Source organism: Accumulibacter sp. (assembly GCF_023806565.1).
GTDB lineage: Bacteria > Pseudomonadota > Gammaproteobacteria > Burkholderiales > Rhodocyclaceae > Accumulibacter.
Genome location: NZ_JAMTDV010000092.1, coordinates 32,786 through 52,923, shown reverse-complemented (window position 1 = coordinate 52,923; position 20,138 = coordinate 32,786). Strand labels below are relative to the sequence as shown.

Below are 20,138 nucleotides of genomic sequence, written 5' to 3'. Positions count from 1 at the left end.
CGGGCTCGCAGCCGACGCTATCTTGCAAAGAGGACCTTTTCGACGGATGATGGACCCTTCGCTGTGGCTGGCTGCGGCGTAGCCGTCTTGCGGATGAGTGCTCCGGGTCTGCTGCGGAAGGCTGATCGGTGGGCGAGGCAACAACGGTTTCGGGGAATGCGTCGGGAAAGCGAACAGTGATCAAGGTTCTATTCGTGTGCATGGGGAACATCTGTCGCTCGCCGACGGCCGAAGGGGTTTTTCGTGGGATCCTGCGTCGGAAGAATCTCGAGGACAGGATCGAGGTCGATTCGGCAGGTACGCACGGTTATCATGCCGGCGAAGCACCGGATCAGCGCACACAGCGTGCGGCGGCGGTTCGCCAGTACGATTTGTCGAACATGCGCGCTCGCAAAGTGGCCGCACAGGATCTGGACTACTTTGACCTGATCCTGGCGATGGACCACAACAACCTGTCGGTTCTTAAACGGATCTGTCCTCCGGACAAGCATGATCGCCTCGGATTGTTCATGAGCTATTCGAAGAACTTCGACGACGATGAAGTCCCGGATCCCTATTACGGCCTCGGGCACGGTTTCGATCTGGTGCTGGACATGATCGAGGACGCCGCCAACGGACTGATGGAAAGCCTTGAGCAGCGACTCAGGGAGGAGGCCGAGGCCGCCGCGGGAGAGGACGGTTGCTCTGGCAACGATAGCCCCGCCGAGTTCGACCGCATGAACTGATCGGGACCGGCTGGAAAGCGTGCTTGCCGGCAGTCGGCGGCAACGCGGAACATGCAGTCGGGCGCGGTGGCCGCGACCCGACCTCACTGCTCAGTGCAGGTTGCGGGCGCGCAACCACTCGCCGAACACGTCCGGCGACAAGGGATAGGCATAGAGATAGCCCTGGCCGTTGTGGCATCCGGAGGCGTCGAGTTCGCTGTGCTGATCGGATGCCTCGACGCCCTCGGCAACGACGGTCATACCCAGGTGCCGTGCCAGTGCAATGATCGCCGCACCGATCGCACGGTCGTCGGCGTTGATCGAGATGCCATCGATGAAGCTGCGGGCGATCTTCAGTTCGTGAATCGGGAAGCGCTTGAGGTAAGAGAGCGACGAAAAGCCGGTGCCGAAGTCGTCGATGCTGATCGTCAGACCAAATTCGACCAGTTCGGCGAGCATGCGCTGGGCCCGGTCGAAATCCATCAGCACGCTCTCGGTGATTTCAATGCACAAGCGCTGCGGCGGGACGCCATGCGCGTCGATGATCTGCATCAGATCGGCGGCCATTCCTTCCTTGCGGAAGTGGCGTGCCGAAATGTTCACGCTGACTCGCACCGGCGGCAGTCCCATCTGGTCCCATGCGCCGATCTGCCGGCAGACTTCACCGAGTACCCATTCGTCGATCGCCACGATCAGGTTGCTCTGCTCGGCCACCGGAATGAACACCACCGGTTCGACTACCTCGCCGTCGCACAGCCAGCGCACCAGTGCCTCCGCCCCGATCACTCGCTGCGTTTCGAGATTTACCTGCGGTTGGTAATGAACGAACAACTCGCCGCTTTCGATGGCCCGGCGCAGTCCGGTCTCCAGCGCCAAGCGCCGCGTCGCCTGGTTGGCGAGATCGGCAGTGAAAAAGCGGAAGGCGTTCTTGCCGTGATCCTTGGCCCGATACATCGCCGAATCGGCATTGCGCATCAGCGTAGTGGCGTCGGCCGCGTCTTCCGGGAACATGCTCAGGCCGATGCTGGCACTTACGAAGCATTCGTGCTCTTCGAATTGGTAGCTGGCGCTCAAGGCGCTGAGCACGCGTTCTGCGGTGCTCGTCGCCTCGCGCCGATCGGCCGCCTCGAGCAGGACGACAAACTCGTCACCACCCAGTCGCGCGACCGTGTCCTCGGCGCGCACGCTGTCGAGCAGCCGGATCGCCGCCTGCCTGAGCAGCTTGTCACCCGTGACATGGCCAAGGGTATCGTTCACCACCTTGAAGTTGTCGAGATCGATGAACACCACGCCGATGCTCGCATGTGAGCGTTCGGCGCGGGCCAGGGCCAGTTGCAGCCGGTCGTTGAACAGCGCCCGGTTGGGCAGTCCTGTCAGTTCATCGTGTGTCGCCAGATACTCGACGCGCTGCTGCGACTCGCGCACTTTCGTGATGTCGCTGAACATCCCGACGTAGTTGACCACGTTGCCGTCCTGATCCTTGACCGTATTGATCGACAACCATTCGAGAAAGGGCTCACCGCTCTTGCGGTGATTCCAGATCTCGCCTTGCCAGACGCCGAGACGGTTGACCTTTTCCCACATGTCGACGTAGAACTGCGGCGGGGTCTTCTCGGAGCGCAGGATGCTCGGCTTCTTGCCGACGACCTCCTGCCGGGTGAAGCCGGTGAGATTGGTGAAGGCATCATTGATGGTCAGAATCCGCTGTTGGGCGTCGGTTACCATGACTCCCTCGGAGGCTCGCTCGAATACCAGAGCGGACAGTCGCAAGCGCTCCTCGGCGCGCTTGCGGGCGGTGATGTCGGTAGCCTGGAAGCAGATGCCGGTGATTGCTCCATCATCGTCAAAGAGCGGGAAGCGAACGGCGAGAAAGTGGCAATTGCCGGCGGCCAGCGGCAGCGTTTCCTCCCGCTCGATTTCCTTGCGCAGACGGATCGCTTCCAACTCGCGCTCGCGGAAGTGATCGCAGACCGCCTGCGGAAACACCTGCAGATCCGTCTTGCCGATGATCTCTCCGGGGGAAAAGCCGAAGGTCTGTTCAAACTTCGGATTGGCAAACTGGTAGCGTCCGGACGGATCCTTGACCGCCATCAGTGAGACCGAATTGTTCATGACGGCGAGCAGCCTGACCTGCGTTACGCGTGCCGAGCGCTCGACTTCATACAGGCTGGTGTTGTCTGCAAAGAGCAGGATCACCCCGGCGATGCGCTGCGGATCGCGCAACAGTGGCGCGATGTGCAGCGCGTAGTGCCGCCGGTTGGCATTGACGATCTGACGGTCAATCGCGTTCTGGGTGTCGATCACTTTCTGGCTGTCGGCGACCAGGTCCGGCATCTCCTGCGCAAACGGCAACTCGCGCAGAGGGCGTCCGACCTGTACCGCCCCGAGCTTGAAGAGTCGTGCTGCTGCGCTGTTGAAGCGTTGCAGGCAGCTATTGCGATCAAGCACCAGCAAGGGGTAGTCAACGCTGTTCTGGATGCATTCCAGCTCGATGTTGAGTTCCTGCGTCTCGGCGGTCTTGATCTGCAACTCCTCGTTGACCGTCGCCAGTTCCTCGTTGGTCGACTGCAGTTCCTCGTTGGACGCCTCGAGTTCCTCGTTCGACGCCTGCATCTCCTCGTTCGACGCCTGAATCTCCTCGTTCAGCGCCTGCATCTCCTCGTTCGAAGTTTCCAGTTCCTCGACCAGCGTCTGCAAGTGTTCGCGCGTGGCAGCCAGTTCGTCTTCGAGTTCCTTGTCGGTGACGGTGGTGCTGTCCTCGACCGAATTCTTGCCGGTCGGCGGCACGATCCACTCGATGCTGACCATGAACAGACCCTCGCTGCCAGCCACCGAAACCGGATGGATCGAGAGGCGAAGCCCACGATTGGAGTCGAGCGCCTTGATGTGCCGGGGACGGCCGTTGGCCACGGTCTGCCTGACCTGCGCCTGGCGCATCAGGACCTGCACCTCGGTACGCAATTCGCGGCGGATCAGCGAGATCAGGTCAAACGCCGGCCGGCCGGCAGATACGTTGAGCAACCGGCTGGCGTCGCCGTGAATGTGGAGGATTTCGAACTTGCTGTTGACCAGGATGCTGGTCGGAATGAAATAGCGGCCGGCGGCCTCGAGCAGGATGCTCTCGAAACCGAGCGGGGTAGTCGGCTTGCTCGTCTTCTGGTGCTGGTTCAGACCAGCGGCTGGGAGTTGCATTTCGGTGCGGAGCAGCGGCGGGCGAGTCGTCACGCCATGCCGACGATACAGGCGACCATCCTTGTCAATCACGGCGAAAAGTGCTTCCTGCTGAAAGATCCCCTCCGACTTGCCGAGAAACAGGTAGGCGCCCGGATTTAGCGCGTAATGGAAAACCGAGAGCAGTCGCGCCTGCAACTCGCTCTGAAAATAGATCAGCACATTGCGGCAGCTGACCAGATCGAGGCGGAGGAACGGCGGATCCTGGACCAGATCCTGGCGGGCGAAGATCACCACATCGCGCAGGTTCTTGTTGATTTCGTAGCGATCACCGTGCGGCGTGAAGTTGGCGCGAATCCGGCCGCGGTCCATGTGCGCCAGGCTCGACGCCGAATAGACACCCCGCCGCGCCAGCGCCATGGCATCGAGGTCGATGTCGGTGGCGAAAATCTGAAGACGGTATTGATCAAACGACGCGCCCAGACGCTCGGAAAAGAGAATGGCCAGCGAATACGCCTCCTCGCCGGTCGCGCAACCCGCGACCCAGACACGGATGTCGTCCCCCGGCTGCTTGCTGGCGAGAATATCGGCCACCACCCGCTCGAGCCGGGCAAAAGCATCGGTGTCGCGAAAGAAGGCGGTGACCGAGATCAGGATGTCCTTGCACAGCTTGTCGAGTTCGACCGGCGTCTGGTCGACCACCTGCAGGTAATCGAGCAAGGTGCTGACGTGGTTGGCTGCCATGCGCCGCTCGATGCGCCGCCACAGCGTCGGCTCCTTGTATTGCGAAAAATCGACCTTGGTGCGGCTGCGCACCTTGCCGAGCAAGGTCTTCAGCGTCGCCGGAGCACTCGCTGCCTGCGTCGCGACCGGGATCAGCCCGCGATTGAGGACGATCAGGCTGATTTCGGCGCCCATGTTCTCGGGCGGGAGGATCCAGTCCACGCTGCCGGTGTCGATCGCCGACTGCGGCATGCCATTGTACTTAGCTGACTCGGGGTCCTGGGCAAACGTGAAGCCGCCGGCCGCCTTGATCGCGTGGATTCCCGAGGCGCCGTCGGAACCGGTTCCGGAAAGGATGATGCCGATCGTCGAGTCGCCGACTTCTTCGGCGAGCGAAGCAAAAAAACGGTTAACCGACGGCTTCGGCATCGACTCGCGGGCCGGTTCGACGAGGCGGAAATGGCCTGCCGTCAGCGTCAGGTTGCGGTTTGGTGGCGTGATGTAGACCGTATTCGGTTCTGGCGACATGCCGTCCTCGATGTCTCGGACCGGCATGGTCGTCTCGCGGCCAAGCAACTGCGACATCATGCTGCGATAGGTGGGCGACAGATGCTGCACGACCACGTAGCTCAGCCCAAGATTCTTCGGCAGGCTCGGCAACAGCATCCTGAGTGCTTCCAGGCCGCCGGCCGAGGCGCCGATGCCGACCAGGAAGGGCCGCTCGTCAACCCGGACGGCGTGCGAGGACTGGCTGGCTGGCGTTGCCGCCGCGGCAACGGTTCTTCTCGAAGTCGGGCGCCTTTGTTTTTTTGGTGGTTCTTCGTTTTCGATGCTCATCGAGTCCATGTCCTATCTGGAACGAGCCGTTGCAAAGCAGCCGGTTGACCGCCACCATTGGCGATCTGTTCCACGACACGCACGCATGGCTATCGTGGCGGGCAATCTCTGGAAGGTCAATCGGCGACAGATTGTATTCCCATCGCTACCTCAGGAGTTGGCCGGCAAAGGGAAAATTCCGCACTCTCGCCACTCTCCTGCGTCTAGGAGATGCGGGCGTCAGTGGTCTCCGAGAACGATCCGGAATCCACTGCTGAGGGGCCGGTACGCTGGTTCGATGCGGCTGCGATTGGCGGAGCGCGCGTAGCGCGCCGGATCGCTCCAGGTGCCGCCGCGCAGCACCCGCATCTTGCCGAGGCGCGGCCCGCGCGGGTCGAGTTGGCTGGTCGCCGGGTATGGCTCGTACCAGTCGACGCACCATTCCCAGACATTGCCGTGCATCTCGTACAAACCCCAGCCGTTGGGCGGTAGCGAGGCGACGGGTAGCGTGCGTCGACGATGAAGGGATTTCTCGCCGCCAGCGCACGGGTAATCCCCGTTGTAGTTCACCTGCTCGGTGGTGATCCGGTCACCGAACGAGAACGCCGTCGTCGTTCCGGCGCGGCAGGCGTACTCCCATTCGGCCTCGCTTGGCAGGCGGGCGCGCAGCCCTGGCCGCAGGCGGTTCAACTCGGCGAGGAAGCCCTGCGCATCGTGCCAGCTCACGTTTTCGACTGGATTCTGCGGGTGATCCGGGAAATGGCTCGGATTCACCGGCCAGACCGCCTGCCAAAAGGCTTGCGTGCAGGCCGTGTCGGCGAGCCAGTAGCCACGACTCAGTCTTACTTCGTGCAGCAGCTCGGAACTGCCGCGCTCGGCCTCGTCGGGCGGCGATCCCATGAGGAAACTCGCCGGCGCGATCCAGCGAAATACCTGGCGTGCGCGGCCGACGCCGAGGACCAGCGCCACCCCGAAGCGATCCTCGGGCTGGAGGTCGGTTCCCGGCACCGGAAAAGGCCTGGAGAAATCCGTCGGCGGTGTTCCTCCATCGTGCTCCATAATCTCCTCTCGCTTCCTGCCTCAATTCGGTTGGCAAAACCTTTCTTTCAAGTATCCGGTGCCGGGGCGAGGCAGTCAAACGGAAGGACCCGCCACACCGGCTTGCGGCGCGACCGAAGCTGCCGACGAAAGCTGCCGAACTTGATCGTTCGCCGCGCAGGCCCCAGAATCGAAGCTCGGCCGGTTCGTCGACAGGACTGGCGCCGAATGTTTGCCCGTGGGCGATGAATACCGATACCGACCGGCCCTTCCTTTCACTGATTCTTCCCGTCCTCGACGAAGCGGCGACGATCCGCGCCCAGTTGGCGACTCTCCAGGAATTCCGGCTGCGTGGTGCCGAAGTGCTGGTGGTGGATGGCGGGAGCAGTGACGGCACTGCGATGCTCGCTGGACCGTTGGCCGACCGCCTGCTCTCCTCGCCGCGTGGCCGTGCTCTGCAGATGAATGTCGGCGCGAAGGAGAGCCGGGGAGAAGTGCTGCTGTTTCTGCACGCGGATACCCGACTGCCCGCGGCGGCCGACGCGCTGATCCGCGGCGCCATCCTGGCCGGCGCGGCCTGGGGCCGCTTCGACGTGTGCATCGACGGTCGCTCGCCGCTGTTGCGCGTCGTCGCGCGCATGATGAACTGGCGCTCGCGACTGACCGGGATCGCCACCGGTGATCAGGCGATTTTCGTTCGTCGCGACGCCTTCCGTGGCGTCGGCGGCTACCCCGAATTGCCACTGATGGAAGACATTGCCCTGTCGAAGCGGCTGCAGCGGTACGGACGCCCTGCCTGCCTGGGCGAGCGAGTCATCACTTCCGGGCGACGCTGGGAGAAGCATGGGGTGTGGCGCACGATTCTGCTGATGTGGCGACTGCGGGCGAGCTACTTCCTCGGCGCCGACCCGCAACGACTGGCCCTCCGCTATGGTTACCGCCCGCCGCGGCGCTGACCGGCTTGCCATCGCCGTTTTCGTTCGCGCCCCCGCCGCCGGTGCCGCCAAGACGCGACTGATTCCTGCCCTCGGCGCGGCCGGCGCAGCGCGGCTGCAACGGCGGCTGGCAGTGCATGCGCTGGGAGTGGCGCAGCGGGCGGCGATCGGACCTGTGGTGATTTGGGCTGCGCCGGATGCCGAACACCGTTTCTTTCGCGCCGTGCAGCGCCATTGCGCGGTTGGTCTGCGTGCCCAGGTCGGAGCGGACCTCGGTGAACGCATGGCCGCAGCTTTCGCAGCGCAAGCCGGGCCGCTGCTGTTGATCGGCAGTGACTGCCCGGCGTTGCAGCCGGCGCATCTCGCGGTGGCCGCCAGGAACCTGCTCGACGACGGCGGCAAGGACGCGGTGTTCATTCCTGCGGAAGACGGCGGTTACGTGCTCGTCGGCCTGCGTCATCCGCAGCCGAGCCTGTTCCAGCGTGTCGAATGGGGAAGCGGAAGCGTGATGGCGCAGACTCGGCAGCGCCTGGCCGGGCTGGGGCTGCGCTGGGCCGAACTGCCACGCCTGTGGGATGTCGACCGGCCGGAAGACCTGGCGCGGCTGGCCACACTGGAAGGATTCGCCGAATGGTGCCGATGAATCCGCGCCGCCGTCGCGTCTCTCAAATGCTGCTGGGGTTGCCGGCGCTGGCTGCGGCAGCATGCCTGGCGCCGTCGAGCGCCGCCGACGCAAGACGCGTGGTCGAACTGCCGAGGTTCTCCAGCGCACCGCCGGGAAACAGGCTGCCGGCGGGATGGACGCAGCGGACGCTGCCTTCGGTCGAGCGGGCGAACCGTTTCGATCTCGTGGCGGAGGAGGGCGGCAGCGTATTGCGGGTGGCTTCGGACCGCGCGGCGTCTACGCTGGCCGTCGCTTTGCGCGTCGACCCGGCGTTGACGCCGCTGTTGCACTGGCGCTGGTGGGTATCCCATGCACTTGCCGGTTCGGACCTGCGGCACAAGGCCGGCGATGACTACGCCGCACGCGTCTACGTGCTGTTCGACCTGCCCGTCGAGCGCGTCAGCATGGGCGACCGGATGAAAATGGTCGCGGCACGCATCTTGTACGGAGCCGACCTGCCGGCAGCTGCGCTGTGCTACGTTTGGGGAACAGCGCAAGCGGCCGGGGAATCGGGCTGGAATGCCTATACCGATCGCGTGCGAATGATTGTCGTCGATTCCGGCAACACACACGCGGGCGAGTGGCGCGAGGTGGTACGCGATGTCGCCGGCGATTTTCGCGCCGCCTTCGGCGATCCGGTGCCGATGATCTCTGGCGTCGCGGTCGCCGCCGATACCGACAATACCGGCGAGAGCGTCGAAGCGCGATTCGGCGACCTGTGGTTCGAGGGGCGACGCTGAGCCGCTCTCATGGCCAGCACTGGCCCGATTGACTCGCCTGCTGTCCGCGCTCAGTGCCGCCAGGCGTGGCTGACGATTTCACGAATGACATGCAGGCGGCGGTGAAAGAAGTGGTCTGCGCCGGGAACGACGACCACCGGCAGTTCCAGCGGCTTGGCCCACTCGATGACGTTTGCCAAGGGCACGGTGCTGTCTTCCGAGCCATGAATGACGATCGTGTCACGCGGCACCGCGCGGGTCTGGTAGCGGCGCGCGCCTTCGACGAAACCCGAGGCGGTGCCGACCAGGACCAGCCGTTGTGCCGGGTGCCCGGCCGCGAGCAGCGCCTCGGCGACGCGCGTCAGGACGTAGGCGCCGAAAGAGAAGCCGGCCAGGGCGACCGGCAGATTGCCGTAGCGGCACTTCGCTTCGGCGAGCACGGCCAGCAGATCTTCGGTCTCACCGCGGCCTTCGTCGTGTTTGCCCTGGGTCTCGCCAACGCCGCGGAAATTGGGACGCAGTGCGACGTAGTCGAGATGGGTGAAGGTGCGCGCCAGCGTCTGCACCACCTTGTTGGTATTGCCGCCACCGAACAGGGGGTGCGGGTGCGCAACCAGCGCGATCCCGCGCGGTGCCCCGGGATTTTCGATGGTGATATCGATCTTGCCGACCGGCCCATCGATCAGCAGTTGCTCTGCCTGGAGTCTCATTGCTTTCCTGTTCCTCTCGCTGAATTCGCCGCCGCCATCGCTGCGGCCCGACGATGGCGGCTTCAGATGCGCAGTCGATCGACCACCCGTCCGTGCACCAGATGCTCCTGGATGATTTCCTCGATGTCTTCATTGTCGACGTAGTTGTACCAGACGCCTTCCGGATAGACGACGAGCACCGGCCCGAGATCGCAGCGGTCGAGGCAGCCTGCCTTGTTGATGCGGACTTTGCCGACGCCCTTCAGCCGTAGCTGGCCGATGCGATCCTTGGCATAGGCCTGCGCGGCGCTCGCGCCGGAGTTGTTGCAGCAGGTTTCGCTCTCACCACGCTGGTTGCAGCAGAAGAACACATGATGCTTGAAATAGTTCATACCAACTGGCTCCTCGGGTTGGGTTGCTGGCGGCAGCCTTCGATTCTACCGCCGATTCCGAAATCGCGAACTCTCGCCCCCCGGCCATGGATACCTTATTCGAAAGACGAGCAGGAGACTTCGATCGCGGATCGCGTAAAATGCAATGCTCTGCTGCGTCGGTTTCGCGTTTTCATTTGTCGCGCGTTCCCGCCCGAGCCAACCCTGCCCATCCAGTGAGCCTCCCATGATCACAGGCGAAGACCCTTTCGCCGTTCTCGGTCTGCAACAGGAAGCGTCGCTCGACGAAGTCAAGCGGGCGTATCGGCGGCTTGCCATGCGTTGGCATCCGGATCGCAATCCGTCGTTGCTTGCCGCCAACGAGTTCAAGCGGGTGCACGCGGCGTATGAACTGCTGCTCGACGCCGAGCGTCTGGCCGAATGGCAGCAGACACAGTCGACCGTACCGGAAACGGAGGGCGGCGGAAAGGTTGGCGACGACCTGACGCAGGCCCTGACGCTGACGCTCGAGGAGGCGGCGCTGGGATGTCGGAAAGCGGTAGAACTGTTGCAGCGCGTCGCTTGTACCACTTGTCGCAGCAGTGGCCGGTTGAAGCACCAGAATTCGGTTCCTTGCCCGCGTTGCAGTGGTTGCGGCCGGGTGGTCCGCGCCGGTGGCCGCACGAGTCGCTGCGACGGTTGTGCCGGACGCGGCTATCTGCGCGAGACCGACTGTCCGGATTGTGCCGGCAGCGGCTGGGGCCAGGAGATGCGCACGCTGTCGGTCAGCGTTCCGGCGGGTGTGCTCGAAGGCGAGCGCCTGCGCCTCGCGCGGCAGGCACCAATGGCGGCCCACGACGCGATTGCTGGCGATCTCTACCTCGAAATCCGCCTGGCGGTCCATCCGCTGTTCGTTCTCGACGGCCAGAACCTGCATTGTCGGGTGCCGGTGAGCGTCTTTCGCCTGTTGTGCGGCGGCAGCATCGAGGTGCCGACCCTGGCGGGTACCGCCCGCCTGGAAATCCCTGCGTGCCTGCCGCGTTCGGTGGAATGGCGTCTTCCCGGCCTCGGCTTTCCGGGCAAGAGGCGGGCGGCCGCCGGTGATCTCGTCGTGCATCTGCACAGAATCGACCCAGTGGAAATCGGCAGTGACGATCGTCCGTTGCTGGAAGAACTGGAAGCGCGTCTGGCTGCAGAGATCCATCAACGTGCGCCCGACCTCGCCGCCTGGGAGCAGCAGATGCACGCGCGCAGGAACTTCGACGGCTGCTGAGCGGGGCTACGAAGCGCGTCCGACTGCGGTCAGATAGGGCAGGGCGACGAAGGGCCAGAAGCTCGCGACCCAGCGCGTCAGACCATTGAAGTTGAGGAAGTTTCCTTGGCGCCACGCAGCCAGCGCTGCTTCCGAGTAGGGATTGCCGGGGGTCAGATTGACCAGCGCGGTACCCGCCATCAGGGCGGCGCCCGCCAGCGCGATGCGCAGTTGCGCCGGCAGCAGCAGGGACAGCGAGAGTAGCAGCGTGCCGATGAGCAGGCCGACTTCGGCGCCCGGCGTCAGCCAGCCAAGTGCGTCCTGCGGGGTGATCAGCACGGCCGCGGCCAGCGTTCTCGTCGCCAGGGCGAGAATGAAAAAGGCGATCAGGACGAGGTGCGGATACGCCTGGTCGGCCAGCAGGGTGCGGGCGAACAGACCGACGACCATCGTGTTGCAGGCGATGACGCCGGTTTCGAGAACGAAGAAGGATTGCGCCGCGTAGGGTACCGCCGGCGTCAGTTCGAGCACGTGGCGCAGATCGCCGGTCCCGAAGAGCAAGGTCTCGGGCGAGAGCTGCGTCAGTAGCCAGATGCCGAGCAGCACGACGCCGATTTCGGCATGCGGAGTCGGGGCCAGCAGGGCCTGCTGCAGTTGGCCGATCCGTCGAAAGATTCGCTTGCCTCGCCAGAACGCGATCGCCGCGCCGACCGCCGCGCCGAGCGTGTTGCACGCCAGATCGATACTCGACGCCACGCGCGACGGGAGATAGGTCTGCAGGCTTTCCATGCAGAAACTCAACAGGCTGCCGAGCAGCAGCGCGACGATCGCTGCGGCCCAGCGCCCACCCGGAATGCGGCGCAGCGTCAGAGTCAACAGGAATCCGAGCGGCACGTACGCCAAGACATTGACCACGAGGTCGAAAACCGTCCAGTAGCGCGGCCATGCTGCGTGCAGGAACGCAAACGGCGAGACGCCGCGGTCGCGCCAGTTGGCGAAAGGATATAGGCTGGCGTAGATCACCAGGACCGAATAGGCCAGCGCCAGGTACAGCGGCAGCCGCGAGGCCCGCGGCGGCGCGGGCGGAGCGGGATCCGAACTAATCGACGGTGGCGGGGTGTGCTCCATCAGGTCGCCAGCAAGCGTGACAAAGCGGCAATTCTAGCAGCCTGGCCGACTCGGGCCATGCCGCAGGAACCTTGCCGTGAGCGGCGTCACGTCATCCACCGCCGGCCGGTTGTTCGTTTCCGCGGCGCGAACATCCCAGCGGATGCTGCAGGAACGAAAGGGCGCGCAGTGCCGCGGAAGCGTTCTCGTTTCGACGGCTGGAGATTCTGCCCAAGACGAAGGGCAGGTTCAGGCTGAATGTTCTGCTAGCGATATCCGGGCGTCGAGCGATCGCCATTGGAAAGTTGCTGTTCCCGGGCGGGCAGCTTGTGTCACAGTAGCGCCCTTGTGCATGTGGGCGTGACGTAGTGCCTGGAACGGCTGTCGAGCGGACGATAGACTTGCCTTTGCCACACGATGGCAACGAACTTGTGAGAAAGCAAGCGGATGATTAGATCCCCTCAACAACGCCCGGAACTCGAGCTGGTGCTCCTTTCATTTCGTCGCGTTTTCCTGACGGTCGGTGCGTTCAGTTTCTTCATCAATCTTCTGATGCTGACACCGTCGATCTACATGCTGCAGATCTATGACCGGGCGATGGGCAGCCGCAATCTCACCACGCTGCTGATGCTCACTTTGATCACGCTCGGGCTGTTTGCCTTGATGTCTCTGCTAGAGCGCATCCGGTCGATGGTCCTCGTGCGGATCGGCGCGCGCCTTGATCTCGACATCAATCAGCGGGTCTTCGACGCGACTTTCGAACGCAACCTGCGGCAGGCGGGCGATAACCCGGCGCAGGCACTCAACGACCTCACGTCGATTCGGCAGACACTGACCGGTGCCGGTCTGATCGCGCTGGCGGATGCGCCATGGATGCCGATCTATCTGATCGTGATTTTCGCCTTTCACGTGTACCTGGGCATCTTCGCCATGGTCGGCGTACTGCTGCTGGTGACGCTGGCGGTAATCAACGAGCGCATTTCTGCCGGGCCTCTCGGCGAGGCGCAACGGCTGTCGATTGCCGCCAACGCCCAGGCCAACAGCCATCTGCGCAATGCCGAGGTGATCGAGGCGCTGGGCATGTTGCCGGCGATTCGCCGCCGTTGGTTCAAACTGCACGAAAAATTCCTGATGCAGCAGGCGCTGGCCAGCGATCGCGCCGGCCTGCTGAGCGCAGTCACCCGTTTCGCGCGGATCTCGATGCAATCGCTGGCGCTGGGTTTTGGCGCCCTGCTGGCGATCAACGGCGACATGACTTCCGGCATGATGATCGCGGCGTCGATCCTGGTCGGTCGTGCGCTGGCTCCGCTCGAAGTGCTGATCGCCAACTGGAAGCAACTGGTCTCGGCGCGCGCTGCGTACGACCGGCTGAGCGAGCTGTTGCGCGCGTATCCTGCTCGCACTGCCGGGATGCCGCTGCCCCGGCCCTTGGGTGAGGTGACCGTCGAGAACGCATCGACGGCGGCCCCGGGAAGCAAGATTCTGATTCTCAAGAGCGTGAATTTCCGGGTCAAGGCGGGTGAGGTCGTGGCGGTGATCGGCCCGAGCGCGTCCGGCAAGTCTACGCTGGCTCGTCTGCTGGTGGGCGTCTGGCCGGCACTGACAGGAGCCGTTCGCCTGGATGGTGCCGAAATTTTCAAGTGGAGCAAGGATGAACTCGGCCCCTATCTGGGTTACCTGCCGCAGGACATCGAGCTGTTCGACGGAACGGTTGCCGAGAACATTGCACGTTTCGGCGAGGTCGATTCGTCGAAGGTCTTGGCGGCGGCACAGGCGGCGGGAGTGCACGAGCTGATTCTGCTGCTTCCCAGAGGCTACGACACGCCGCTGGGCGATGGCGGCAGGGCGCTCTCCGGCGGTCAGAAGCAGCGCATCGGTCTGGCACGGGCGCTGTACGGAGATCCGGCGCTGATCGTTCTCGACGAGCCGAACTCCAACCTCGACGATCAGGGCGAAGCCGCTCTGGCGGAAACGATCCGGCGCCTCAAGGCGCAGCAGCGGACGGTAGTGATCATCACCCACCGGCTGACGACGCTGGCGGTGGTCGACAGCATTCTGGTCATGCATGAGGGAACGGTGAAGGCGCACGGTCCGCGCGAGCAGGTGCTGGCGGCGCTGCGCGCAGGCCCTGCGGGGACGCAGGCGCGTGCCGAGAGCACGGCGCCACGGGCGGTGATGCAGGCGGCGGGCGGACTGCCGGCAGCACCGATGAGTGGCCACTGATTGAGACGACAAGAGCATGGCGATCAAACTTTTCAGGCGAAAATCCACTGCCGACGACATCACCGACGTGAGCGATGTCTCCGAGCGAAAGCCCGCGCTGCCCGGCGTCGACATCAACCATGAACGTGCTTCCCGGATCGGCTGGCTGGTGCTGGCCGTCGGTTTCGGCGGCTTCCTGCTGTGGGCAGCGCTGGCGCCGCTCGATCAGGGGGTACCCGCGAATGGCCAGGTGGTGGTGACGGGGAACCGCAAGACGGTCCAGAACCTCGGCGCTGGCTTGGTGCAGGCGATTTTCGTGAAGGATGGAGATGAGGTGCGCAGCGGCGACATTCTGGTTCGGCTCGATCCGACGAACGCCCGTTCGCAATACGAAATGGCACACGGGCAATGGCTGGCCACGAAAGCAGCCGAGGCCCGCCTGCTGGCCGAGGCTCAGGGCCGTTCAGAAATCGATTTCCCCGACGAACTGCTGAAAGAGCGAGAGGATCCACGGGCAGCCAGCGCGATGGCGCTGCAGACGCAGCTTCTGCGCTCGCGACAGGCCGGCCTGAAGGCCGAACTCGGAGCCTTGAACAATACCCTGGCGGGGCTGCAGTCGTCAGCCAAGGGGATCGAGGAGAGCAAGCGTGCCAAGGAAGAGCAGGCAAGGCTGCTGCTTGAGGAACTGAAGGGTCTGCGCGACCTCGCGGCCGACGGCTATCTGCCACGCAATCGGCTGTCGGAGCAGGAACGGCTTCTGGCGCAGCTAAACGGGGCGATTTCCGAGGACCTGGGAAATCTCGGGCGTACCCGGCAAAGCATCGGCGAGACGCGGATGCGGCTGGTGGCGCGCCAGCAGGAGTACGACAAGGAGGTGGAAAAGGATCTCGTCGATGCGCAGAAGGAAGTGAGTTCGCTGGACAGTCGCCTGAAGGGTTTGGCGTTCGATCTGGCGAACACGGAGGTGCGCGCTCCGTCCGAAGGGATCATCGTCGGCCTGAACGTGCATACGGTCGGTGGCGTGCTCGCGCAAGGCACGCAGTTGATGGATGTGGTTCCCAAGAACGAGCCGCTGCGCATCGACGTCCAGATCCCGACGACGCTGATCGACAAGGTCAAGCTGGCATCGCCGGTCGAAATCACCTTTCCGGCTTTCAACCAGAAGACGACGCCGCAGATTCCCGGTGAGTTTGTCCAGGTCGCTGCCGACGCGACGACCGATCCGCAGGGCAAGATCCCGCCGCACTATCGTGGCCAGGTGGTGGTCACGGCGGACGGCATGCAGAAGCTCAAGACGCACGAGATCAAGGCCGGAATGCCCGCCGAGGTGTTCATCAAGACCGGCGAGCGGACGCTCCTGAACTACCTGTTCAAGCCCTTGATGGATCGCTGGAAGTCGGCGTTGACCGAGGAATGACGATGGGGCGTTGGCAGGTCGGCCTGGCAGGGTGCGCTTTGGCGCTGTGCTCGTCAATCGCGTTCTCTGCGGGCCTGCTCGAGGCGTACCAGGCCGCTCGGCAGAACGATCCGACCTTCCGGGCGGCCCGTCATGAGCGCGATGCCGGGCAATACAATATCGATATCAGTCGTGCCGGTCTGCTGCCGAATCTCTCGTTCTCGGGGTCCTACTCGAAGAACACCGGCGAACGTCAATCGACGATCGTCAATGTCACGCAACAGCTCGACTACCGCTATACGTACAGCGTGGTGACCCTGCGCCAGCCGCTGTTCAACTACGACAGCTATGTGCGCTACCAGCAGGGAGGCGTCCTCGCTGCGTACAGCGACGCGATATTCGACAAGAAGGAAGCGGAACTGGCGGTCAAGCTGGCGGGTGCCTATTTCGACGCGCTGCTGGCGATGGAAAAACTGGCGCTGGCTGATGCGGAGATCACTGCCTACGGCGCTCAGCGCGAACTTGCCGAGCGACGCAGAAGAGGGGGCGAGGGCACCGTCACCGAGGTTGCCGAAGCCGATTCCCGCCTGCAGCTCGCACGCGCCGGGCAGGCCGACGCCCTCGACGGTCTGGCGGTGGCGCTGCGCGTGCTCGAGGGGATGACCGGAACGCGGCCGGGAAATCTCTGGCCGCTGCGCGAGGATTTCCTGCCGACCGGAGTGCAGCCGGCGCAACTGGACGATTGGTACACATTGGCGCAGGACAACAACCCGGACATTCGCGCACAGCGGAAGGCTTACGAAAACGCACGTCTGGAAGTCGACCGCAATCGCGCCGGACATTTCCCACAGGTGGACTTCGTTGCGACGAACACGCGTGGCGAGAACCAGTCGATCGATACGCTCAACCAGAAGAGCTCGATCAACGCCGTGGGCGTGCAGGTCAACATTCCCCTGTTCGCAGGCGGTCGGGTGAATGCGCAGACCAGTCAGGCGATCGCCAACCGCGAGCGAGCTCAAGCCGAACTTGATGCGGTGATCAACAGCACTCTGGTCGAGGTCAAGCGTCAGTTTCTTGCCGTCCAGACCGGCGGCACGAAGGTGACGGCGTACCAGAAGGCGGTCGATTCCAGCGTCGTGGCAAGCGAAGGGACGCTGCGCGGGATGAAAGCCGGAATTCGTACCAACAGCGACGTGCTCGACGCCGAGCGCCAGATGTTCGTCGCCAAACGGGACTTGGCGCAAGCCAGGTACCAATTCCTGGCTAACACGCTTCAACTGAAAGCCGCGGCCGGGGTTCTCTCGGAAAAGGACATCGTGGAGATCGCGCGCCTGCTCATTCCGGTACCGTGATCCATCGTCTGCGACGTGGCGGCCCCGGCGCCGGCGCGCTCAGCGGCGACGCCAGGCATGGAAACGCGCCACCCAGGCGAGCAGCTTTTCTGGCGCGTGCGCTTTCTTCCAGTTGCCGGCAACGTATTTGTTGGCCTCGGCGAGGGTCGGGTAGATGTGGATGGTGCCGAGAATCCTGTTCAAACCGATGCCGTGGCGCATCGCCAGCACGTATTCGGCGATCAGGTCGCCGGCGTGTTCGCCGACGAGGGTGACGCCGAGAATGCGGTCCTTGCCGGGTACCGTGAGCACCTTGATGAAGCCATCCGCTTCGCCGTCGGTGATTGCCCGATCGAGGTCGTCGATTCCGTAGCGCGTGACTTCGTAGGGAATGTTGCGCGCGCGAGCTTCGCTCTCGTTGATGCCGACGCGCGCCACCTCGGGGTCGACGAAGGTTGCCGCGGGAATCAGCGAGTAGTCGACGCGGAACTTGCGGAAAGGGTCGAAGAGCGCATTGACTGCCGCGTACCAGGCCTGATGGGCGGCCGCGTGGGTGAACTGGAAGGGGCCGGCCACATCGCCCGCGGCGTAGATGTTCGGGTATCTGGTTTGCAGGAAAGCATTCGTCTCGATCGTCCGCGGGGCGGCGATGCCGAGTTCCTCCAGACCGTAGCCGGTAACGTTGGCGATCCGGCCGACGGCGACCAGCACGGCATCGAAGGCAATGCGTACTTCCTTCCCGGCGTGTTCGGCGATCAGGATCTTTTCGCCGTGGTCGATCACGAACGCCTGCGCCCGATGATCGACGAGCACGGCGATGCCATCGGTGCCGAAGCGGCGCTGAACGGCTTCCGATACCTCCGGGTCTTCGCGGACCAGCACACGCGACGCCATTTCGACCAGCGTCACCGCGGCGCCGAGGCGGGCGAAGGCCTGGGTCAATTCGCAGCCGATCGGTCCTCCCCCCAGGACCAGCAGCCGACGCGGCAGCGCTCGCAGTTCCCAGACGTCATCTGAGGTCAGATAGCCAACCCGCTCGATACCCGGGATCGGCGGCACGAAGGGACGAGCGCCGGCGGCGATGACGATGCTGCGCGCGCTCAAACGCTTCCTGTCGCCGCTCTTGCGGACGATATCGACCTCCCATGGGGAAACAAGCTTGGCTGTGCCTTCGATGACCTCGACGCCGAGCCCGGCATAGCGCTCGCTGGAATCGTGCGGCTCGATCGTCCTGATCACCCGCTGCACCCGTTCCATCACTTCGGCAAAATCGAACTCGGCACACGCGCTGCGAATGCCGAACTCGGCGGAGCGATGCAGGTGCGAGAGCAGCCGGGCCGAGCGGATCAGTGCTTTCGACGGCACGCAACCGGTGTTCAGACAGTCGCCTCCGAGTCTGTTCCTTTCGATCAGCGTCACTTTCGCCTTGACCGCCGCAGCGATGTAGGCAGTCACCAATCCCGCCGAACCGGCGCCGATGACGATCAGGTTGCGGTCGTAACGCACCGGTCGCTGCCAGCCGGCATACACTTTCCTCGTTGCCAGCGTATCGACGACTTTCTTCGCCAGCAGGGGAAAAATGCCGAGGAGAATGAAGGAGGCAAGCAGCGCCGGCGACAGGATGCCGGCGAGGGATTCGAGCTTCGCCAATTGCTGCCCGGCGTTCACGTACACCAGCGTGCCGGCGAGCATGCCGAGCTGGCTGACCCAGTAGAAGGTGCGTGTCCTGAGCGGTGTCAGGCCCATCAGCAGGTTGATCACGAAGAACGGGAACACCGGCACCAGGCGCAGGGTGAACAGATAGAAGCCACCATCCTTCTCGATGCCGGCGTTGACTGACCGAAGGCGGTCGCCAAAGCGCTTCTGTACCCATTCGCGTAGCAGAAAGCGCGAAGCGAGGAAGGCGAGGGTGGCGCCCAGCGACGAGGCGAAGGAAACCAGCAACAGACCCCACCAGAGACCGAAAACGGCGCCGCCGAGCAGGGTCATGACGGCCGCGCCTGGCAGCGAGAGGCCAGTTACCGCGACATAGGCGGCAAAATAGACCAGCGCCGCGGCAATCGGCTGCGACGCTCGCCACGCCTCGATCGCCGCTTGCCGACTCTTGACGTAGTCGAGACGCAGAAAGCGCTCGAAGTCGAGGGTAAAGGCGGCGAGCAGCAGCGCGGCCAGGACTGCCAGCAACACGATGCGCCGGGCATTCATCGCTGTCGGCCGATGGTCGAGATGTGCATACGGCTTTCCCTGACCTGCCTCGCGTTCCGCTTCGAAGCTATCCGGTACGTGCCGGCAACACGATCGCCGGCAGTGCCGCAAGCTCGGCGACCTCGCAGTCTGGCGTTGCGGGAATTCGCTCGGGCGGCTGCCCGAAGCGATTGCACCACACGACCCGCAGGCCGAATGCCTTGGCCGAATAGGCGTCCCAGGCGTTAGACGAGAGAAAGCAATTCGCTTCCGGGGCGATGCCCAGGCGATCGCAGGCCAGCCGATAAACCGCCGGGTTGGGTTTGAAGACGCCGACTTCCTCGACCGAGAGCACGGCGTCGAAGACTTCGGTCAATCCGCAATGACTGACCACTGCGGCCAACATCGCCGGCGTGCCGTTCGACAGGATCGCCAATTTCAGCCCGCCTGCTCGCAACCTGCGCAGCGTTTCGGAAACTTCCGGGTAGCAGCCGAGATGAAGGTAGAGCTCGAGCAGCCGTGTGCGCAGTCCGGGCCGATCGATGGCGAGGGCGGCGAGAGCGTAATCCAGCGCGTCGGCGGTGACCTGCCAGAAATCTGCATGGCGGGCGGCGAGCCCTCGCAGCCAGGTGTATTGCAGCTGTTTCTGCCGCCACAGGTCGGAAAGGCGCTGCCAGTCTTCGCCGAGCTCGTCACTGGCGGCAGACGCGGCGCTGTTGAAGTCGAAGAGAGTGCCGTAGGCGTCGAAGACACAGGCTTCGATTCCGGCGAGATGCGTGTCATTCATGCTCGTTTCCTTGGCTGTCGTGGGCAATGTGCGGATGCTCGCCGGCACC

Annotated in this window: 15 protein-coding genes; 8 read left to right on the top strand and 7 right to left on the bottom strand. The window is 64.0% G+C overall.

Features of this window, described 5'->3' with window-relative positions; translation table 11 throughout:
• Positions 1-176: 176 nt before the first annotated feature.
• Positions 177-725 (top strand): low molecular weight protein-tyrosine-phosphatase, encoded by a 549-nt coding sequence (locus NFV80_RS10635; RefSeq protein ID WP_295329723.1) that lies wholly within the window; start codon positions 177-179, stop codon positions 723-725.
• Positions 726-815: 90 nt separating this feature from the next.
• Here NFV80_RS10635 and NFV80_RS10630 read toward each other — a convergent pair whose 3' ends face one another.
• Both NFV80_RS10630 and NFV80_RS10625 read right to left on the bottom strand, forming a co-directional pair.
• Positions 816-5,435 (bottom strand): EAL domain-containing protein, encoded by a 4,620-nt coding sequence (locus NFV80_RS10630; RefSeq protein WP_295329725.1) that lies wholly within the window; start codon positions 5,433-5,435, stop codon positions 816-818.
• A gap of 219 nt (positions 5,436-5,654) precedes the next feature.
• Positions 5,655-6,473 carry a formylglycine-generating enzyme family protein gene (locus NFV80_RS10625; RefSeq protein ID WP_295329727.1) on the bottom strand — a complete coding sequence of 273 codons (819 nt, stop codon included), beginning with the start codon at positions 6,471-6,473 and terminating at the stop codon, positions 5,655-5,657.
• A 224-nt stretch (positions 6,474-6,697) separates the two neighbouring features.
• Here NFV80_RS10625 and NFV80_RS10620 point away from each other — a divergent pair, with 224 nt between their 5' ends.
• The 3 genes from NFV80_RS10620 to NFV80_RS10610 are packed head-to-tail and all read left to right on the top strand — an operon-like array spanning position 6,698 to position 8,791.
• Positions 6,698-7,408 carry a TIGR04283 family arsenosugar biosynthesis glycosyltransferase gene (locus tag NFV80_RS10620; protein WP_295329729.1) on the top strand — a complete coding sequence of 237 codons (711 nt, stop codon included), beginning with the start codon at positions 6,698-6,700 and terminating at the stop codon, positions 7,406-7,408.
• Complete coding sequence (locus tag NFV80_RS10615; RefSeq protein WP_295329731.1) at positions 7,383-8,030, top strand: TIGR04282 family arsenosugar biosynthesis glycosyltransferase; 648 nt, start codon at positions 7,383-7,385, stop codon at positions 8,028-8,030. Before NFV80_RS10620 ends, NFV80_RS10615 begins: the two co-directional genes overlap by 26 nt.
• Positions 8,027-8,791 (top strand): DUF3047 domain-containing protein, encoded by a 765-nt coding sequence (locus tag NFV80_RS10610; protein ID WP_295329733.1) that lies wholly within the window; start codon positions 8,027-8,029, stop codon positions 8,789-8,791. Before NFV80_RS10615 ends, NFV80_RS10610 begins: the two co-directional genes overlap by 4 nt.
• Positions 8,792-8,841: 50 nt before the next feature.
• Here the strand turns inward: NFV80_RS10610 and NFV80_RS10605 are convergent, their stop codons facing one another.
• Together NFV80_RS10605 and NFV80_RS10600 are read right to left on the bottom strand one after the other, a co-directional pair.
• Complete coding sequence (locus NFV80_RS10605) at positions 8,842-9,480, bottom strand: alpha/beta hydrolase (RefSeq protein WP_295329735.1); 639 nt, start codon at positions 9,478-9,480, stop codon at positions 8,842-8,844.
• Positions 9,481-9,542: 62 nt separating this feature from the next.
• On the bottom strand, positions 9,543-9,851 hold the full coding sequence (locus NFV80_RS10600) for a ferredoxin (protein ID WP_295329738.1): 309 nt from the start codon (positions 9,849-9,851) through the stop codon (positions 9,543-9,545).
• A gap of 226 nt (positions 9,852-10,077) precedes the next feature.
• Between NFV80_RS10600 and NFV80_RS10595 the strand changes: the two genes are divergently transcribed.
• A complete protein-coding gene (locus NFV80_RS10595) occupies positions 10,078-11,103 on the top strand; it encodes a DnaJ C-terminal domain-containing protein (RefSeq protein ID WP_295329741.1) in 1,026 nt (341 codons plus the stop codon).
• 6 nt (positions 11,104-11,109) lie between these two features.
• Here NFV80_RS10595 and NFV80_RS10590 read toward each other — a convergent pair whose 3' ends face one another.
• Positions 11,110-12,210, bottom strand: coding sequence for a VanZ family protein (locus NFV80_RS10590; protein ID WP_295329743.1), 1,101 nt, complete (start codon positions 12,208-12,210; stop codon positions 11,110-11,112).
• Positions 12,211-12,636: 426 nt separating this feature from the next.
• On the opposite strand from NFV80_RS10590, the gene NFV80_RS10585 reads away from it, so the two are divergent.
• Genes NFV80_RS10585 through NFV80_RS10575 form a run of 3 tightly spaced genes read left to right on the top strand, consistent with a single transcriptional unit; the run spans position 12,637 to position 17,139 of the window.
• Complete coding sequence (locus NFV80_RS10585; RefSeq protein ID WP_295329745.1) at positions 12,637-14,412, top strand: type I secretion system permease/ATPase; 1,776 nt, start codon at positions 12,637-12,639, stop codon at positions 14,410-14,412.
• Between the two features lie 16 nt (positions 14,413-14,428).
• Positions 14,429-15,808, top strand: coding sequence for an HlyD family type I secretion periplasmic adaptor subunit (locus NFV80_RS10580; RefSeq protein ID WP_295329747.1), 1,380 nt, complete (start codon positions 14,429-14,431; stop codon positions 15,806-15,808).
• Between the two features lie 2 nt (positions 15,809-15,810).
• Positions 15,811-17,139: a TolC family outer membrane protein gene (locus tag NFV80_RS10575; protein WP_295329749.1), complete on the top strand. Its 1,329-nt coding sequence runs from the start codon at positions 15,811-15,813 to the stop codon at positions 17,137-17,139.
• 39 nt (positions 17,140-17,178) lie between these two features.
• Here the strand turns inward: NFV80_RS10575 and NFV80_RS10570 are convergent, their stop codons facing one another.
• On the bottom strand, positions 17,179-19,323 hold the full coding sequence (locus tag NFV80_RS10570; protein ID WP_295329751.1) for a bifunctional TVP38/TMEM64 family protein/FAD-dependent oxidoreductase: 2,145 nt from the start codon (positions 19,321-19,323) through the stop codon (positions 17,179-17,181).
• A gap of 67 nt (positions 19,324-19,390) precedes the next feature.
• The gene (locus NFV80_RS10565) at positions 19,391-20,089 is read right to left on the bottom strand and encodes a haloacid dehalogenase type II (protein ID WP_295329753.1); all 699 of its coding nucleotides are present in this window, start codon (positions 20,087-20,089) and stop codon (positions 19,391-19,393) included.
• Positions 20,090-20,138: the final 49 nt, after the last annotated feature.

Excerpts from the sequence above, each read along its gene's own strand:
- NFV80_RS10630 (WP_295329725.1), bottom strand. The coding sequence starts at position 5,435 with ATGAGCATCGAAAACGAAGAACCACCAAAAAAACAAAGGCGCCCGACT.
- NFV80_RS10625 (WP_295329727.1), bottom strand. The coding sequence starts at position 6,473 with ATGGAGCACGATGGAGGAACACCGCCGACGGATTTCTCCAGGCCTTTT.
- NFV80_RS10620 (WP_295329729.1), top strand. The coding sequence starts at position 6,698 with ATGAATACCGATACCGACCGGCCCTTCCTTTCACTGATTCTTCCCGTC.
- NFV80_RS10615 (WP_295329731.1), top strand. The coding sequence starts at position 7,383 with ATGGTTACCGCCCGCCGCGGCGCTGACCGGCTTGCCATCGCCGTTTTC.
- NFV80_RS10610 (WP_295329733.1), top strand. The coding sequence starts at position 8,027 with ATGAATCCGCGCCGCCGTCGCGTCTCTCAAATGCTGCTGGGGTTGCCG.
- NFV80_RS10605 (WP_295329735.1), bottom strand. The coding sequence starts at position 9,480 with ATGAGACTCCAGGCAGAGCAACTGCTGATCGATGGGCCGGTCGGCAAG.
- NFV80_RS10600 (WP_295329738.1), bottom strand. The coding sequence starts at position 9,851 with ATGAACTATTTCAAGCATCATGTGTTCTTCTGCTGCAACCAGCGTGGT.
- NFV80_RS10595 (WP_295329741.1), top strand. The coding sequence starts at position 10,078 with ATGATCACAGGCGAAGACCCTTTCGCCGTTCTCGGTCTGCAACAGGAA.
- NFV80_RS10590 (WP_295329743.1), bottom strand. The coding sequence starts at position 12,210 with ATGGAGCACACCCCGCCACCGTCGATTAGTTCGGATCCCGCTCCGCCC.
- NFV80_RS10585 (WP_295329745.1), top strand. The coding sequence starts at position 12,637 with ATGATTAGATCCCCTCAACAACGCCCGGAACTCGAGCTGGTGCTCCTT.
- NFV80_RS10580 (WP_295329747.1), top strand. The coding sequence starts at position 14,429 with ATGGCGATCAAACTTTTCAGGCGAAAATCCACTGCCGACGACATCACC.
- NFV80_RS10575 (WP_295329749.1), top strand. The coding sequence starts at position 15,811 with ATGGGGCGTTGGCAGGTCGGCCTGGCAGGGTGCGCTTTGGCGCTGTGC.
- NFV80_RS10570 (WP_295329751.1), bottom strand. The coding sequence starts at position 19,323 with ATGAATGCCCGGCGCATCGTGTTGCTGGCAGTCCTGGCCGCGCTGCTG.
- NFV80_RS10565 (WP_295329753.1), bottom strand. The coding sequence starts at position 20,089 with ATGAATGACACGCATCTCGCCGGAATCGAAGCCTGTGTCTTCGACGCC.